The sequence below is a fragment of the Amycolatopsis sp. WAC 01375 genome, assembly GCF_003947325.1.
Classification (GTDB): Bacteria; Actinomycetota; Actinomycetes; order Mycobacteriales; family Pseudonocardiaceae; genus Amycolatopsis.
In genome coordinates, this window is record NZ_QHHW01000027.1 from 302,556 (window position 1) to 318,454 (window position 15,899).

Genomic DNA, 15,899 nt, shown 5'->3' on the forward strand with positions numbered 1-15,899 from the left:
CTGCTTGCGCGGTCGGCGAGCGCAAGCAGGTGACTAATTGCGGGGGATGCGGCGCACGACCCCCGCCTCGGCGGTGCCCGCGGCCGGCAGGCCGTCGGCAGGGTTGTCCGCGGCCCACTTCGCGGCGTCGGCGATGTCCTTGTTGAGCGCGACGATCAGCGCCTCGGACGACGGGTACGCCTCCTGTTCGCGCAGGTGGTGGCCCAGCCACACGGTCAGCACCTCGCCGTAGAGGTCGCCGCTGAACTCCAGCAGATGCGCCTCGACGAGCCGGTAGCCGTCCGCGCCGTAGTAGGTCGGCCGCCTGCCGACCGAGACCGCCGCCGCGATCCGGGTGCCGTCGGCGCGTTCGGCCCAGCCCGCCCACACTCCGTCGCCGACTTGGCCGTCTTGGTCGCGCAGCGCGATGTTGGCGGTCGGGAAGCCCAGTTCCCGGCCCCGCTGATCGCCCTTCTCCACCTGGCCACGGACCACGAAGTACTCCGCCGTCATGCCGCTCCCCGTCGCAGTCGTCACGAGAGCCATGAATACCACGCCCCGCACCCGGGGTCGACCGCCGTCCACGCCGCGAGAGTGTCCACTGTGTACTGAATCACCTGGAAGAACCCGCGTCCGCGGTCGGCGTCGGCAGGGCGCCGCCTGGTCGTCCAGGCCCCTCGCCGTCCGGCCTCGATCAGGCCGTGACGAGCCGGTATCCCAGATCCAGTTCCGTCCGGCCGAGCAGGGCGACGTGGTGCCGATGCCAATGTCCGTCGGCGAGATCGGCACGCAGGCGCTCGACCGCCGTCGCGACGACGTTCTGGTCCAGCAGCGCCACCCCGGACATCCCCGCGCGCACGCGTTCGGACAGGTACGCCTCCGGCCTGCGCCAATACGCGCCGAGGAACCCGTCGACGCAGTCCGAGGGCACCGGCAGCGGGTCCACCGTGGGTGTCACGCCCGCCGCGCCCAGCTCCTCGACGACCCGGTCGAGGCAGGCGAGCCTGCTCTCGTGTTCGGCGATCTCCGGCAGGTAGTCCCGCACCAGCCAGAACCGCGCGAACACCGCCTGATCCCAGGTCACGATCACCTGGCGGCGGGACACGCGCCGCAACTCGGCCAGCCCGGCGGTCACCTCCGTCCAGTGGTGCACGGTGAGCACCGCGAGGGCCACGTCGAAGGCGTCGTCGGGGAACGGCAGCTCTTCCGCGCACGCCTGGACGGCGGGGGCCGCGGCGGCCGGACGCTGCGCGATCATCCGCCGCGAGGGCTCGACGGCCACCACGTCGCGGTCTTCCGGCTCGTAGGAACCGGCTCCGGCCCCGACGTTCACCACTGAGCGCGCGTCACCGAGGGCGGCGGTGACGGCGGCGGCGATACGGGGATCCGGGCGTCTTGATCGCGCGTAGTCCCGGCCGAGTTCGGCATACGGGTCCGAGATCAAGGGGCGCACCTGCCCGAGTCTAGCCAGAGCCGCTACCTGCGGGAACGATGATTCAGTCTGTCGTGGTCAAGAAAGTGTCGGAAAGGACGGGTGCTTCGCCTCGATCCGGTGCCGTGGTGGTGATCATCAGCCCGGCGGGCTCGCGCCAGACGCGGGTCCGCAGCGGTTCGCCGGGGAAGACGACGCCGGCGAACTTGGCCGAGAACGACGCGACGCGGGAGGCGTCGCCGTCGAGGAACTCGTCGGTGACGGCCTTCGCGATGACGCCGTAGGTGCACAGGCCGTGCAGGATCGGCTTGTCGAACCCGGCCGCCGCGGCGAACGCGGGGTCGGCGTGCAGGGGGTTGCGGTCGCCGCAGAGCCGGTAGAGCAGCGCCTGCTGCGGCGACGTCGGCGTGTCGATGACCGCGTCCGGTTCGCGCGGCGGGAGTTCGACGCGGTCGGACGGGCCGCGTTCGCCGCCGAAACCCCCTTCGCCACGGGCGAAGATGCTCGACCGGAGTGTCCACAATGGAGTGCCGTCCGAGTCGGTGGCGACCGTCTCGTTCACGATCACGGCCGCCTTGCCCTTGTCGAAGACGTCCACGATCCGCGTGCGCGCCACCGCCTTGCCCGACGTCGGAATCGGCCGGTGCGCGATCACTTCCTGCTTGCCGTGCAACACTTTCCCGAGATCGACCTCGACACCGGGGAACGAGACCGCGGGCGGTTCGAACACGCGCAGGTTCGCCGCCACGGTGGCGAACGTCGGCAGCACCTGGAGGCCGTCCTCGTACGTGTAGCGCAGTTCCCGCGGGCTCGTCGGATCCGCGCCCGCGCCGAGCGCCAGGTGGTAGAGCTGCACGTCCGACGCGGTCCAGGCGAAACTCACCTCGCCGAGGTCGGCGCCGATCGCGACCGAGGGATCGATGGGCACGGGAACTCCTCAGATGCTGTGGTTGGTTCGTGATCGAAGGCGGAACACCCGTGATCGGAGGCCGATCTCGCGTGATTGGAGGCGTAACACACGTGATTGGAGGCGTAACTCCTACTCGTAGGTGACGGTGACCTCGTCGGTCAGTGGCAGGGACTGGCACGCCAGCACGATGCCTTCGGCGATGTCGTCGCCGTCGAGGACCTCGTTGTTCAGCATCTTCACCTCACCGGAGGTGACTCGGCAAGCGCAGGCACTGCACTGGCCCTCGCGGCATGAGTACGGCGCGTCGAAACCCTTTTCCAGCAACAGGTCCAGCAGTTTAGTCCGGCGCGGCCAGGTGAGCTTCTTCGTCTCCCCGTCGAGGGTGACTTCGACCGTCGCGGGGGTCTCGGCCTCTTCGACGGCGACGGGTTCGGCCACCTCGAACGGGTTCCCGCCCAAAGACAGGAAGCGCTCCAGGTGGATCCGCTTGCGCGGCAGTCCGAGGTCCTTGAGCACCGTGCGCGCGGCGTCCATGAACGGGCCAGGACCGCAGATGAACGCCTCGTGCGCGGTGTACGGCGCCACCAAGGCGCGAAGGTGTGCCTCGGTCGGAAGTCCTTGCAGGCTTTCCAGCCAGTGCATGACGACCAGCCGGTCCTGGTATCGAGCGGCGAGGTCCGCGAGTTCCCGCGCGAAGATCACCGACCGCTCGTCGCGATTGGCGTACAGCAGCACCACTTTGCCGGTTCCGTGTTCCAGCGCGGACTTGAGGATCGACATCACCGGCGTGATGCCGCTGCCTCCCGCGAGCAGCAGGAAGTCCTCGTCGAGCGACGCGGGGCTGAACACCCCGGCCGGCGGAAGGACCTGGACCTCCTGACCAGGCTGGAGGTTGTCGCAGAGCCAGTTCGACCCGTAGCCGTCGGCGGTGCGTTTGACGGTGACCTGCACCCGGTTCTCGTGCGGCGCGCTGGAGAGCGAGTAGCAGCGGGCCACCGACCCGGTCCGCTCGCTCGGCACGCGCACGGTGAGGAACTGCCCTGGGATGTAAGCGAAAACGGAGACGTGCTCGGCCGGGATCTCGAACACGATCGAGCGCGCGTCGGCCGTCTCGGTGATCACCTCGGCCACGGTCACGGTGACGGGGCCGCTCATTCGGGCACCTCCAGCAGGCCGTCCTTCAACGCGGCGTCGATGCTTTCGCTGAGATTGCCGCAGGTGTCGAGCAACGCCGTCTGCGCGCCCGACGCCTTCTGCTCGGCGAACACCGGGCAGCTCCGGGACGCGTCGCTCGTCCACTGGATACTGGTGTGCTGCATGCTGTTCTTCTTGACCAGCACGCACGTTCCGCACGCGCGGCAGCTCAGCGGCCGCAGCCCGGCGGTGAGGAACTCGACGGTCTCCGGCTTCACACCCCGGCCTCTTCCGACTGCTGCCGCGCCAGGTTCTCGGCCACCTCCGCCGCCCAGACCTCGTTGGCGCGGCTGGTGTCCACTTCGAACTCGAACCGCCGCGTCATGTCCTCGGTGACGTCGGCGGCGTCCACATAGAACTGGTCGTACCAGCGGCGCAGCTGGTATACCGGCCCGTCCTCCTCGCACAGCAACGGGTTGTCGATCCGCGTCTTGTTGCGCCAGATCTCCACGTCCTGCAGGAAGCCGACGCCGATGCCCTTGGCGAACTTCCCGGCGATCTTGTCCGCGTGCTCGTCCGAGACGCCCTCGAACTTCTTCACGCTCACGCCCCACTGCAGCACGAACGAGTTCTCGGTGACCGGGTAGTGGCAGTTGATCAGCACGTTCTCGATCTCGAAACCCTGGTACGTGTTGAGCAGCGTGTTGATCATGTACGACGGCCCGAAGTACGACGCCTCCGACCGCAGCAGGTTCTCCTCGCCGCCGTAGTTGGACGCCATTCCTTTGTCCGGACGGCCCTTCGTGTTCAGGTACTGCGTGGCGATGTGTCCTTCGAATACGTTCTTGAAGTAGGTCGGGAAGGCGTAGTGGATGTAGAAGAAGTGCGCCATGTCGACCATGTTGTCGATGATCTCGCGGCAGTTGGAGCCCTCGATCAGCACCGAGTCCCAGGTCCAGTTGCTCCACTCGCCGTTGAACACGCCTTCGATCTGCGGGATGACGACGTCCTCGGGCGGCGGGTTGCCCTCCGGGTCGTGCCAGACGAACAGCTGCTTGTTCTCCTCCAGCACGGTCCACGACTTCGTCCGCGCACGCAGCGGAACCCGCTTGGCGTAGGGGATCGAGACGCATTTGCCGTTGCCGTTCCAGCGCCAGTCGTGGAACGGGCAGGCGATCTCGTCGCCCTTGACCTCGCCTTGGGTGAGGTCGCCGCCCATGTGACGGCAGTACCCGTCGAGCACGTTCAGCTTGCCGGACGAATCGGCGAAGACCACCAGTTTCGTCCCGAACGCCGTGATGGCGTGCGGTTTCCCGTCGCGGAACGGCTCGGCCAGGCCGAGACAGTGCCAGCCGCGCGCGAACCGCGAAGGGGGCGCGCCCGCGTCGATCTGCCGTACGGATTCCGTCGTCATCGGCTGCCTCCCGCTTTGGTGTGATCTTGCTGCGCGAGATGCTCGGCCGCAAGGTAGCCGAACACCATCGCCGGGCCGATCGTCGCGCCGGGGCCGGCGTAGGTGCGGCCCATCACCGCCGCGCTCGTGTTGCCCGCCGCGTAAAGTCCGTCGATCACCGACCCGTCCTCGCGCAGGACGCGCGCGTGCCGGTCGGTCCTCAAACCGCCCTTGGTGCCCAGGTCGCCGGGCACGATCTTCACCGCGTAGTACGGCGCGACGTCCAGCGGGCCCAGGCTCGGGTTGGGTTTGTTCCGCGGGTCGCCGTAGTAGTGGTCGTACGCGCTGCGTCCGCGGTGGAAGTCTTCGTCCACGCCGCTTTTCGCGAAGCCGTTGAACCGCCGGACGGTGGCCTCCAGCGCGTCGGCCGGGACCTCGATCCGCTCGGCGAGTTTCGCGATCGTGCTCGCTTTGACCGCGATGCCCGCTTTGAACCAGCGGCCGGGCAGCGGCTGGCGCGGGCCGAGGCCGGTGAACATGTACCGGTTGCGGTTGCGCTGGTCGAACACCAGCCAGGTCGGGATGTTCGCGCCGGGACCGTCACCTTCGCCGTACATCGCGTGCACGGCCTCGACGTACGGCGCCGACTCGTTGACGAAGCGTTCGCCGCGCGCGTTGACCATCAGGCAGCCCGGCCGCGACCGTTCGGCGAGCGCGAACCACGGGCCGCCGGTCAGCGGGATGGACGGACCCCACCACGCGTCGTCCATCAGGTCGACGGCCGCGCCGAGTTTGAGCCCGGCGTCGATGGCGTCGCCGGTGTTGGCTTCGGCGCCGACGGTCCACTCCGTACCGATGGGCGCGCGCTGGTACTTGACCCGCATCTCTTCGTTGCGCTCGAACCCGCCCGCGCCGAGGACGACGCCGAGCCGCGCGCGGATCGTCTTCTCCGCACCCTCATGGCGGACCACGACGCCGGTCACCCGGTCGCCTTCGATCTCGAGGTCCACCAGCGGCGTGTTCAGCCAGACGGGGACATCCGCTCGCCGCAGACCTTCACGGAGACCGGCCGCAAGCGCTTGCCCCATGGAAAGCAGCCGCTGACGGCGGATCCGGCCCGTGAGCCAGCGGCCGCCAAGACTCAGTACACGGAGGATGCCGCGCGGATGCCGGGCGAGCAGGCTCAGCCACCGGTAGTCCGCCTGGGTGATCGGGGCGCCGAGCGGGGGAGCACTGTACGGCGGCTCCAGCTTCGCCAGCTCCGGTCCGAGCAGGTTGCCGTCGAGCGCGGCCGGTTCGACCGACCGTCCGCCGGCGCGCCCGCCGGGGGCCTCCGGGTGGTAGTCCGAGTAGCCGCGGACCCAGCGGAAGCGCAACGGCGTCTTCTCGCAGACGAAGGACAGGACCTCGGGGCCGCGGTCGAGGAAGGCCGACCGGAGTTCGGCGGGGACGACGTCACCGACGATCGCTTCGAGGTATTCGTGCGCCCGCTCCGGGGGTTCGGAGATCCCCGCCGCCCGCAGCGCGTGGTTGCCGGGGATCCAGACGCCGCCGCCGGAGCGCGCCGTCGAGCCGCCGAAGTGGGCGGCCTTCTCCACGACCAGGACCTCGAGTCCCCGGTGGGCCGCGGACAGTGCGGCGGTCATCCCGGCGGCACCACTGCCGACCACGATCACGTCGTAGTCCATACGCCCCTCACCTGGAACACGTTGTAGGAAGCATGTAGCAGCATCCGCGCTGCTCCAGTCACCATAGACGAGAACGTGTTCTAGTTCTAGGGTGGGGTCATGGACTCCCTCGTCGCGGATGTGGTGATCGTGGGCTTCGGAGCGGCAGGCGCCTGTGCGGCGATCGAGGCCGCCGACGCCGGTGCTCGGGTGCTTGTGCTGGACCGGTTTTCCGGTGGTGGCGCGAGCGCGGTCAGCGGTGGTGTCGTCTACGCCGGTGGCGGGACGGCGCAGCAGCGGGACGCGGGCGTCGACGACAGTGTCGACGCGATGTACGACTACCTGCGGCTCGAGGTCGGCGACGTCGTCTCCGAGGAGACCCTGCGGCGGTTTTGCGCGGGCAGTACGGAGATGGTGACCTGGCTGGAGGGCAACGGTGTCCCCTTCGAGGGGAGCCTGTGCCCGTACAAGACGTCTTACCCGAGCGACAAGCACTATCTGTACTACTCGGGCAGCGAGGCGGCGGGCGGTTTCCGCGACGCCGCCAAGCCCGCGCCACGCGGACATCGCGTCAAAGGGCCGGGTACGTCGGGAAAACTGCTGATGAAACGGCTCATGGAGGCCGTCCGGAGCCGCGGGATCCAGGTGCTGCCGCAGACCGCCGCCCGAAACCTGATCGTGGACGCCGACGGTGCCGTGACCGGCGTCGTCGTGTCCACCCTGCGGGACGCGCCCGCTCGCGTGCGGGCCGCACACCGGAGGCTGTCGGCGTATGCCGCGAAACCGGGGATCTACGTGCCGTCACTGCGGAAGTCGCTGCACCGGCGGGTGGAGCGGATCGAGCGTCGCTACGGCCGTGAGCTGCGGATCTCCGCCTCGCGCGGGGTCGTCCTCGCGGCGGGCGGGTTCATCGCGAACCGCGAGATGGTGCGTGAGCACGCCCCCGCGTATCGCGGCGGGCTGGCGCTCGGGACGTCGGCCGACGACGGATCCGGTATCCGGATGGGGGTCGAGGCCGGCGGGGCGACCGCCGAACTCGGCCGGATCTCGGCCTGGCGGTTCATCACGCCGCCGTCGGCGTTCCTGGGCGGCCTGCTCGTGGACGAGACGGGCGGCCGGATCATCGACGAATCCCGGTACGGCGCGGCCGTCGGCGAACGCATGATCACCGGACACGAAGGGCGTGGCTGGCTGCTGGTCGACGACGCCATCGTCCGGCAGGTCCAGCGGGAAGCACGCGGGCAAAGTCAATGGTTCCAAGGACTTCAGGTGCGGTATCTGCTGCGGCAACGCGTCGTCGCCGGTTCGCTCGACGAGGTCGCGCGCAAGGCGGGCGTCGACCCCGGCGGGCTGGCCGCCAGTGTCGAGGCCGCACGATCCGGCGCGGACCCGACGGGCAAACCGGCGGAGTTCGCGCGGCCGCTGGATCAGGCGCCGTACTCGATGATCGACGTTTCGATCAAGCCGAACCTCGGCTATCCGTGCCCGATGCTGACGCTGGGCGGCCTGGTCGTGGACGAGGAGACCGGGGCGGTGCGCTCCGCCGGCGGCACTCCGATCCGCGGGCTGTACGCGGCGGGGCGGACCGCGGTGGGAATCTGTTCTAGGTCCTATGTGAGCGGTCTGTCGCTGGCCGACTGCGTGTTTTCCGGTCGGCGTGCCGGACTGCACAGTGCGCTCGACCGGGGTTCGGTCGACAAAAACGAGAACGTGTTCTAGTCTTGGACTCGGTTCACCGAGTACGGCGAGAGAGGGAACACATATGAGCGAGCACGCCGCGCAGGACGTGATCGCGGGGATCCGGGAGCTGCTGCCGGTCCTGCGGGAGCGGGCGCAGGAGGCGGAGGACGCCAGGCGCGTTCCCGAGGAGTCCGTCAAATCCTTGCAGGAGACCGGGTTCTTCAAACTTCTGCAGCCGAAGACGTTCGGTGGCCTCGAAGCCGACCCGGTGAGCTTCTACACCGCGGTCAAACTCGTCGCGAGCGCGTGCGGGTCCACGGGCTGGGTCGCCTCCATCCTCGGCGTCCACCCGTGGCACCTCGGCCTGTTCGAGGCGCAGGCACAGCAGGACGTCTGGGGCGACGACACCGACGTCCGGATCTCGTCGTCGTACGCGCCGATGGGCAAGGCGGACGTCGTCGACGGCGGCTACCGGCTCAGCGGGCGCTGGAGTTTCTCCTCCGGCTGCGACCACGCGACCTGGGTGCTGCTGGGCGGCCCGGTGTTCAAGGATGGCAAACCGGTCGACTTCTGCACTTATCTGGTGCCGATCTCCGACTACACGATCGAGGACGTCTGGGACACCGTGGGCCTGCGCGGCACCGGGTCCAACGACATCATCGTGAACGACGTCTTCGTGCCGAAGCACCGTGCGCTCAGTTTCATCGCGACGTCGAAGTGCAAGACGCCCGGACAGGAGATCAATCCGGGGCCGCTGTACAAGCTCCCCTACGGATCGGTGCATCCGAGCACGATCACCGCGCCGATCATCGGGATGGCGCAAGGTGCCTACGACGCGCACGTCGAGTACCAGGGCAAGCGGGTCCGTGCGGCGTACGCGGGCGAGCAGTCCAAAGAGGACCCGTTCGCCAAGGTGCGGATCGCCGAGGCGGCGAGCGAGATCGACGCGGCCTGGCTCCAGCTGACGCACAACATCGACGAGCTGTACCAGCTGGCGTGCAAGGGGGAGAAGCTGCCGTTCCCCACCCGGCTGCGAGTGCGCCGTGACCAGGTTCGCGGCACGGAACGCGCGATCTTCGCGATCGACAGGCTTTTCGAGAACTCCGGTGGCCGGGCCTTGCAAGCCGGAACCCCGATCCAGCGGTTCTGGCGTGACGCCCACGCCGGCCGGGTGCACGCGGCGAACGACGCCGAGCGCGCCTACGTCATGTTCGGAACCGGCGCCTTCGGGCTGCCCGTCGAGAATGCGATGGTCTGATGACCGAAGGCAAGTACATCACCGTCCAAGATGGACTCAAGCTGCACTACCACGAGGCGGGCGCGGAACATCCGGAGACGGTGATCCTGCTGCACGGCGGTGGGCCCGGCGCGTCGGCGTGGAGCAACTTCGGCCGCAACCTGCCGGTCTTCGGCAAGAACTACCGGACGCTGGCGATCGACCAGCCCGGGTTCGGCCGGTCGGACAAACCGACCGAGCATCCGCAGTACTTCCGCCACAGCGCGGACGCCGTGGTCGGCTTGATGGACGAACTCGGCATCGAACGCGCCCATTTCGTCGGGAACTCGCTCGGCGGCGGCGCCTCGGTGCGCCTCGCGCTCAACCATCCGAAGCGCGCCGGCCGCCTTGTCCTGATGGGGCCGGGCGGCCTGAGCTTGAACCTGTTCGCGCCCGATCCCACCGAGGGCATCAAGAACCTCGGCCGGTTCAGCGCACCGCCGGGTCCGAGCCGCGAGAAGCTCGAAGCCTTCCTGCGGATCATGGTGCACGACCAGTCCCTGATCACCGACGAACTGATCGACGAACGGTTCGCCGCCGCGAGCGCGCCGGAGTCCCTGGCGGCGATGAAGGCGATGGGCAAGTCGTTCGCCCAGCCCGACACCTACGAAGAGGGCATGCTGTGGCGTGAGGCGCATCGCCTGCGCCAACGCGTGCTGCTCATCTGGGGCAGGGAAGACCGGGTCAACCCGCTCGACGGCGCCCTGCTCGCGCTCAAGACGATCCCGCGTGCCCAGCTGCACGTGTTCGGTGGCTGCGGCCACTGGGCGCAGCTGGAGAAGTTCGACGAGTTCAACCGGCTGGCACTCGACTTCCTGGGAGCCTCCTGATGGGTATCCGTTCGCTCGCCTACCTTCGCATCGAAGCCACCGACATGGCCGCGTGGCGCGAATACGGGCTGAAGGTCCTCGGCATGGTCGAGGGTTCCGGCACGAATCCGGAAGCGCTTTACCTGCGCATGGACGACTTCCCGGCACGGCTCGTGATCTTCCCCGGTGAGCACGACCGGCTCGCCGTGGCGGGCTGGGAGGTCGCCAACGCCGGCGAACTCGACGAGATCCGGGCATCGCTCGACGCGCATTCGGTGCCGTACAAGGAAGGCACCCCGGATCAGCTGGCCGATCGCCGGGTCGACGGCCTGGTGTCCTTTGAGGACCCTTCCGGCAACACGCTCGAAGTGTTCCACGGTGTCGCGTTGCAACACCGGCGCGTGGTCAGCCCGTACGGCCACAAGTTCGTCACCGGCGAGCAAGGCCTCGGACACGTCGTACTGTCCACACACGACGATGACGCTTCTCTGCGGTTCTACCGTGACGTGCTCGGGTTCCGGTTGCGGGACTCGATGAAACTGCCGCCGCAGATGGTCGGCAGGCCCGCCGACGGCGCTCCGGCTTGGCTGCGGTTCTTCGGCTGTAATCCGCGTCACCACAGCCTCGCGTTCCTCCCGATGCCGACTCCCAGCGGCATCGTGCACCTCATGGTCGAAGTGGAGAACACCGACGACGTCGGCCTCTGCCTCGACCGGGCCATCCGCCGGAAGGTGCCGATGTCGGCCACCCTCGGGCGGCACGTCAACGATCTGATGCTCTCGTTCTACATGAAGACCCCCGGCGGATTCGACGTCGAATACGGCTGCGAGGGGCGTCAAGTGGACGACGAAAGCTGGATCGCCCGAGAGAGTACGGCGGTTTCCTTGTGGGGACACGACTTTTCAGTCGGCGCGCGCCCGCCGGGGCAGTCGTGACCCCGGTGACGGACCTCGGCGCGGAGATCGATCCGGCGCGGTTCCGGACGGTGCTCGGGCACTTCTGCACCGGCGTCGCGGTGGTGACCGGGCACGACGGCCGGGCCCCGGTGGGCTTCGCGTGCCAGTCGTTCGCGGCGCTTTCCCTTGATCCGCCGCTGGTGCTCTTCTGTCCCGCCAAGACTTCCCGGACCTGGGCGGTCCTCGCCGAGTCCGGCCGCTTCGCCGTCAACGTGCTCGCCGAGGACCAGCAGGACGTCAGCGCCGTGTTCGGCGCGCGGGGAGCGGACAAGTTCGCGTCGATCGACTGGACCCCCGCCCCGTCCGGTTCCCCTTTGCTGACAGGGGCGTTGACGTGGATCGACTGCACGCTCGAAACCGTGCACGAGGCGGGTGACCACTACGTCGTCGTCGGCAGGGTCACCGCGCTCGGGGAACCTTCGGACGATCGTCCGCTGCTGTTCCATCGTGGGCGGTACACGGTGACCGAGCCGGTCGCGGACGAACTCGCGGCGCTCATGCCCTGGCCGCGTCCTGACGATTGGCTCTGATCGGCTCGCCCGCTTCGTGCAGGCTGCGCAACGCGAGCTTGTAGGACTCGGCGAGCCCCGTCTCGTGGTACGGAACACCGAGCTCGGCGCAGTACTCCTGGACGATGGGCCGGGCGCGGCGCAGGTGCGGTGACGGCATACTCGGGAAGAGATGGTGCTCGATCTGGTAGTTGAGCCCGCCGAGCGCGACGTCGACGATCCGGCCGCCGCGGACGTTGCGTGACGTGAGCACCTGCTTGCGGAGGAAGTCGAGTTCGGTGTCCCCGGACAGGATCGGCATCCCCTTGTGGTTGGGCGCGAAGATCGATCCCATGTAGACGCCCCACAGTGCTTTGTGGACGATGAAGAAGACGAGCGCCTTGGCGGGGGAGAGGACCACGAGCAGCGCGCTGAAGTAGAGCGCGAAATGCGTCAGCAGCAACGCAGCTTCGAGCCAGCGGGCCCGGATGCCCGGCTTCGAAACCGCGCGGATACCGGAGACGTGCAGGTTCAGGCCTTCGAGGGTGAGCAGCGGGAAGAACAGGAACGCCTGGTAGCGGCCGATGAACCGGGGGATGCCCTTGCTGGCCCGCGCCTGGTCCTTCGACCACACGAGGATGTCCGGATCGACGTCGGGGTCGAGGCCCTCGTGGTTCGGGTTCGCGTGGTGGCGGGTGTGCTTGTCCATCCACCAGCCGTAGCTCATACCGACGCCGAGGTTCCCCGCGATGCGGCCGGCGATCTCGGCCGGGCGGCGGGTCCGGAACACCTGGCGATGTGCCAGGTCATGCGACAGCAGGGCGATCTGGCCGAACATCACCGCCTGGAAGACGGCGATCCCCAGCTGCCACCAGGAATCCCCGATCGCGAAGAAGGCGATCCAGCCGGCGACGAAGAGGGTGGCCACCAGTCCGATGCGGAAGACGTAGTAGCCGGGACGGCGGTCGAGAAGGCCCGCTTCGCTGACGCGGCGGGACAGGCGGGCGAAATCGCTGCCTGTGCGGAGGTTTGCGGTCACCGTCATGAGTCTGGTCCATGGGGTGGGCCAGGGTGAATGCGGTGCGCCGGTGGGTCCCTGCGGGGGCTGGCCCTACCCCGCACCGGGCTCGCGCTTGACCTTGACATCGTGACAAGGTCTTCACTGGTGGGCAGGAGGTGATCGTCATCGACACGACACAACGGACTACACCGGACACGCGGCTGCTCGACGCCTTGAGCTCCGAAAGCTCGTCGACGCGGCTCCAGGCGGCCCTGGCGGCCGGGACGCACCCGGACGCCCGGTTCGTCGACGCGCTCATGGCACGGTGCGCGGTCGAGCCGGACTTCTTCGTGCGGGACATGCTGACCTGGGCATTGACCCGGCTTCCGGCGGAGAACACGATGCCGGCGCTCCTGACGGAGCTCGGTTCCGACGTCCCGCAGGCGCGGAGCCAGGCGTTGCACACGCTGTCCAAGATCGGGGACGTCACCGCGTGGCCCGCGATCACCCGGTCGCTGCTGCACGACGCCGACGACGAGGTCGCGCGGAGCGCGTGGCGTGCCGCCGTCGTCCTCGTCCCCGACGGGGAGCGGAAACGGCTGGCCGTGGACCTGGCCGCGCAGTTCGGCCGCGGCGACCGGAAGGTGCGGCTGAGTCTCAGCAGGGCACTCGTCGCGCTCGGTGACGAGATCGAACCCGCCCTGCGGACGGGCCTGGCGAGTGCCGACCCGGAGGTGCGCGCGCACGCCCGCGCCACGGAGCGGCTCCTGCGCGACCCGGACGCCGACTTCGATCCGGCCGTCGACGAGGCGAAACGGGTCGTCGCGCTCGGTCCGGAACGAGCAGGGGGAGCGTGAATGCTGATCGGTGAGGTGGCGCGCCGCTCGGGGGTGAGCAGCCGGATGCTCCGGCATTACGACTCCCTCGGGCTGGTGCGGCCGACCGGTCGCACCGTCGGTGGCTACCGTGAGTATTCCGACGAGGACATCCGCCGGATCTTCCATGTGGAAGCCCTGCGGTCTCTCGGCCTGTCGCTGCGCCAGATCGGGCGTGCCCTGGAGGACCCCGCCTTCGAGCCGTCCGATCTGGTCGGCGACCTCATCCGGCGGACCGAGGAACGGCTGAAGCGGGAACAGGAGCTTCTCGAACGACTTCGTGCGGTCGACGCCTCGGCGCCGTTGGGCTGGGAGGGTGTCCTGCGCATCGTCGAGCTGCTGCACGGGCTCAACTCACCCCATGCCGCGCGACGCCAGCAGACCGTCCTGGTGCCGGCCGAGGACCTGCCGGTGCCCACCGAACTACTGGCGGAGGCGGTGCTCGGCGAAGCCGATCTGAACGTCGCCGGTGCTCTGCGGTGGGCCCTGGCGAGGGCGGGCGGTGACGGTGTGGCGAGCCTGGCGGCCGGCGCGCGTTCGGAGAACGTCGACGTCCGGCGTCGCGCGATCCTGGCGCTCGCCGGGATGCCCGGCGACGAGGCGACCGCGGTACTGGCGGAGGCGCTCGGAGACTCGGACGAGACGGTCCGCGGCCGTGCCGCGCTGGCCGTCGGTGCGCGTGGTGGGTCCGCGGCCGTGCCGGCCCTCGTCCGCATGGTGGTCGAGGGCACTCTCGACGTCGAGGCGGCCGAGGTTCTCGGAAGCTTGGCGCGCGACGCGGGCCGCGCGGACCGGATCATGAGCGCGCTGGCCGACGAGCTCGCCGCCCCCACCGCGGACTCCGCGACGCGGATGCGCCTGACCCAGGCCCTCGCCGAGATGCCGCCCGCCCTCGTACGGGACGTCCTGCGGAACCTGGCCGAAGACGAGGACCGCGCCGTCGCCCTTCTCGCCTCGGCACTCAGGGGGATGCTCGAGGCTGGTGAATGAGGTGGGCGGTGATAGGTGCTGTGGTGTTCTGTTGAGTTTGGTGGGTCGAACTCGGCTCTCGCTTTCGCGATCCACATTCAGCGTGACAGCGGGCGAACTGGACACTGTCGCTCTGGTTCGTTATGTGGTCAAGGTCATCCGCGGCCATCGGAAGCGGATCGGGTCTCCCTGACGCAAGCCGACTCCGCGGCAGGAGGCGTTGCTGGTGCTGGCGCATCTGCGCGACGGTGACACCGATGCCCGGCTCGCGGCGGGGTTCGGCGTCTGTCCTCACCCCTCGAACAACAAGGACGAAAAAGGCTCACTGACTAATTGACATTCAAGGTCGCGACACACTGGCTGTCGAACATCAGTTCGAGTATGATCTTGGTCATGACCACATCCTTTGCTTTCAATCCGAAAGCCGCTCGTTTTCTCGATGCCGCTTACGACGAGGAAGTCGTGCTCCGGCGGGCGCAGGGGCGGCAGGTGCGTGCGATAGCCGGGTTCGCCGTGGTGGGTGGTTCGCGAAGATCGGTGACCGAGGAGGTCGCGTTGGCCTTCTCGGTCTCCCGTAATCAGGCGCATCTGCTGGTGGAAACCTCGTGTGCCCTGGTGGGACGGTTGCCGAACACGTTGGCGGCACTGGAAAACGGTGACATCGATCTGTACAAGGCGTCGAAGGTCAGCCAGCTGACCCGTGAGGTCTCCGACGAGATCGCCGCCCAGGTGGACACGTGGATGGCCGGGCGTCTCGCCGAGCGTGACCCGGGAGCGATCCGGAAATCGGTGGATCACGCCGTACAGAAATTCGATCCCGATGGCCACCGGGACCGCGCCGTCAACAAACGCGCGTTACGGCATATCGCGCTGGAACACGAAGACGAAACCATGTCCAAACTGTCGGGCTATCTGCCCGCCGAAGTGGCCAGTTCGATCTACACGTCACTGAGCCACGCCGCCCGCACCCGCCGCGCAAACGACAAGTCCCGCACCCTGGATCAACATCGGGCCGACCTCTTCGCCGAACGCTTACTGGCCGAAGACGGGCACGGCAAGCCTCGTGCGCATGTCCATGTCTATGTCGACCTGCTCACTCTGGCCGGTGCCCGGGAAGATCCCGCGACCCTCGCCGGTTACGGCCCGATCCCCGGCTGGCTCGTCCGCGAAATCGCCGCCGACCCCGGCTCCACCTGGTCCCGGCTGATCACCGACCCCACCACCGGGCAACTCCTCGAAGCCAGCCCCGGCACCTACCGATCCCCGGCCTCACTGGCCCGCCTGATCAAAGCCCGCGACCGCGAATGCACCCACCCCGGCTGCCACCGCCC

General features: G+C 68.6%; 16 protein-coding genes and 1 pseudogene. 9 read left to right on the forward strand and 8 right to left on the reverse strand.

What is annotated here, in order from left to right:
* Window positions 1–33: 33 nt before the first annotated feature.
* The 7 genes from DL991_RS18105 to kstD all read right to left on the reverse strand — a co-directional run bounded on the left by DL991_RS18105 (window position 34) and on the right by kstD (window position 6,536).
* Window positions 34–492, reverse strand: coding sequence for a riboflavin kinase (locus DL991_RS18105; protein ID WP_125785525.1), 459 nt, complete (start codon window positions 490–492; stop codon window positions 34–36).
* 181 nt (window positions 493–673) lie between these two features.
* The gene (locus DL991_RS18110) at window positions 674–1,423 is read right to left on the reverse strand and encodes a class I SAM-dependent methyltransferase (RefSeq protein ID WP_125785526.1); all 750 of its coding nucleotides are present in this window, start codon (window positions 1,421–1,423) and stop codon (window positions 674–676) included.
* A 52-nt stretch (window positions 1,424–1,475) separates the two neighbouring features.
* Window positions 1,476–2,339, reverse strand: a complete 864-nt coding sequence (locus tag DL991_RS18115; protein ID WP_125785488.1) for a MaoC/PaaZ C-terminal domain-containing protein — start codon at window positions 2,337–2,339, stop codon at window positions 1,476–1,478.
* 111 nt (window positions 2,340–2,450) lie between these two features.
* Window positions 2,451–3,476 carry a ferredoxin--NADP reductase gene (locus DL991_RS18120; RefSeq protein ID WP_125785489.1) on the reverse strand — a complete coding sequence of 342 codons (1,026 nt, stop codon included), beginning with the start codon at window positions 3,474–3,476 and terminating at the stop codon, window positions 2,451–2,453.
* On the reverse strand, window positions 3,473–3,733 hold the full coding sequence (locus DL991_RS18125; RefSeq protein WP_125785490.1) for a hypothetical protein: 261 nt from the start codon (window positions 3,731–3,733) through the stop codon (window positions 3,473–3,475). Before DL991_RS18125 ends, DL991_RS18120 begins: the two co-directional genes overlap by 4 nt.
* Window positions 3,730–4,869 carry a Rieske 2Fe-2S domain-containing protein gene (locus tag DL991_RS18130; RefSeq protein WP_125785491.1) on the reverse strand — a complete coding sequence of 380 codons (1,140 nt, stop codon included), beginning with the start codon at window positions 4,867–4,869 and terminating at the stop codon, window positions 3,730–3,732. Before DL991_RS18130 ends, DL991_RS18125 begins: the two co-directional genes overlap by 4 nt.
* Entirely contained in the window at window positions 4,866–6,536 is a 1,671-nt protein-coding gene (kstD, locus tag DL991_RS18135; RefSeq protein ID WP_125785492.1) for a 3-oxosteroid 1-dehydrogenase, read from the reverse strand. Before kstD ends, DL991_RS18130 begins: the two co-directional genes overlap by 4 nt.
* A 99-nt stretch (window positions 6,537–6,635) precedes the next feature.
* On the opposite strand from kstD, the gene DL991_RS18140 reads away from it, so the two are divergent.
* Genes DL991_RS18140 through hsaB form a run of 5 tightly spaced genes read left to right on the forward strand, consistent with a single transcriptional unit; the run spans window position 6,636 to window position 11,766 of the window.
* The gene (locus DL991_RS18140; RefSeq protein ID WP_125785493.1) at window positions 6,636–8,234 is read left to right on the forward strand and encodes an FAD-binding protein; all 1,599 of its coding nucleotides are present in this window, start codon (window positions 6,636–6,638) and stop codon (window positions 8,232–8,234) included.
* Window positions 8,235–8,277: 43 nt separating this feature from the next.
* Entirely contained in the window at window positions 8,278–9,453 is a 1,176-nt protein-coding gene (hsaA, locus tag DL991_RS18145) for a 3-hydroxy-9,10-secoandrosta-1,3,5(10)-triene-9,17-dione monooxygenase oxygenase subunit (protein WP_125785494.1), read from the forward strand.
* Window positions 9,453–10,301 carry a 4,5:9,10-diseco-3-hydroxy-5,9,17-trioxoandrosta-1(10),2-diene-4-oate hydrolase gene (hsaD, locus tag DL991_RS18150; protein WP_125785495.1) on the forward strand — a complete coding sequence of 283 codons (849 nt, stop codon included), beginning with the start codon at window positions 9,453–9,455 and terminating at the stop codon, window positions 10,299–10,301. The genes hsaA and hsaD overlap by 1 nt, the downstream gene beginning before the upstream one ends.
* The gene (gene hsaC / locus DL991_RS18155; RefSeq protein ID WP_125785496.1) at window positions 10,301–11,215 is read left to right on the forward strand and encodes an iron-dependent extradiol dioxygenase HsaC; all 915 of its coding nucleotides are present in this window, start codon (window positions 10,301–10,303) and stop codon (window positions 11,213–11,215) included. Before hsaD ends, hsaC begins: the two co-directional genes overlap by 1 nt.
* Window positions 11,212–11,766 carry a 3-hydroxy-9,10-secoandrosta-1,3,5(10)-triene-9,17-dione monooxygenase reductase subunit gene (hsaB, locus tag DL991_RS18160; protein ID WP_125785497.1) on the forward strand — a complete coding sequence of 185 codons (555 nt, stop codon included), beginning with the start codon at window positions 11,212–11,214 and terminating at the stop codon, window positions 11,764–11,766. Before hsaC ends, hsaB begins: the two co-directional genes overlap by 4 nt.
* Here the strand turns inward: hsaB and DL991_RS18165 are convergent.
* A complete protein-coding gene (locus DL991_RS18165; RefSeq protein WP_125785498.1) occupies window positions 11,732–12,769 on the reverse strand; it encodes an acyl-CoA desaturase in 1,038 nt (345 codons plus the stop codon). The two genes, hsaB and DL991_RS18165, sit on opposite strands and share 35 nt — an antisense overlap.
* Window positions 12,770–12,900: 131 nt before the next feature.
* Here DL991_RS18165 and DL991_RS18170 point away from each other — a divergent pair, with 131 nt between their 5' ends.
* The 4 genes and pseudogenes from DL991_RS18170 to DL991_RS18185 form a co-directional block, all read left to right on the forward strand.
* Window positions 12,901–13,581, forward strand: a complete 681-nt coding sequence (locus DL991_RS18170; RefSeq protein WP_125785499.1) for a HEAT repeat domain-containing protein — start codon at window positions 12,901–12,903, stop codon at window positions 13,579–13,581.
* Window positions 13,582–14,589: a MerR family transcriptional regulator gene (locus tag DL991_RS18175; RefSeq protein ID WP_125785500.1), complete on the forward strand. Its 1,008-nt coding sequence runs from the start codon at window positions 13,582–13,584 to the stop codon at window positions 14,587–14,589.
* A 190-nt stretch (window positions 14,590–14,779) separates the two neighbouring features.
* Window positions 14,780–14,854 (forward strand): annotated as a pseudogene (locus tag DL991_RS43335) (transposase family protein); the annotation flags it as partial.
* A 251-nt stretch (window positions 14,855–15,105) separates the two neighbouring features.
* Window positions 15,106–15,899 (forward strand): DUF222 domain-containing protein (locus DL991_RS18185; protein ID WP_370306696.1); only part of this gene is annotated, 794 nt, incomplete at its 3' end.

Coding starts and splice junctions, on each gene's coding strand:
- hsaD (WP_125785495.1), top strand. CDS start 9,453: ATGACCGAAGGCAAGTACATCACCGTCCAAGATGGACTCAAGCTGCAC.
- DL991_RS18105 (WP_125785525.1), bottom strand. CDS start 492: ATGACGGCGGAGTACTTCGTGGTCCGTGGCCAGGTGGAGAAGGGCGAT.
- DL991_RS18140 (WP_125785493.1), top strand. CDS start 6,636: ATGGACTCCCTCGTCGCGGATGTGGTGATCGTGGGCTTCGGAGCGGCA.
- hsaC (WP_125785496.1), top strand. CDS start 10,301: ATGGGTATCCGTTCGCTCGCCTACCTTCGCATCGAAGCCACCGACATG.
- DL991_RS18175 (WP_125785500.1), top strand. CDS start 13,582: ATGCTGATCGGTGAGGTGGCGCGCCGCTCGGGGGTGAGCAGCCGGATG.
- hsaA (WP_125785494.1), top strand. CDS start 8,278: ATGAGCGAGCACGCCGCGCAGGACGTGATCGCGGGGATCCGGGAGCTG.
- kstD (WP_125785492.1), bottom strand. CDS start 6,536: ATGGACTACGACGTGATCGTGGTCGGCAGTGGTGCCGCCGGGATGACC.
- DL991_RS18130 (WP_125785491.1), bottom strand. CDS start 4,869: ATGACGACGGAATCCGTACGGCAGATCGACGCGGGCGCGCCCCCTTCG.
- DL991_RS18165 (WP_125785498.1), bottom strand. CDS start 12,769: ATGACGGTGACCGCAAACCTCCGCACAGGCAGCGATTTCGCCCGCCTG.
- DL991_RS18120 (WP_125785489.1), bottom strand. CDS start 3,476: ATGAGCGGCCCCGTCACCGTGACCGTGGCCGAGGTGATCACCGAGACG.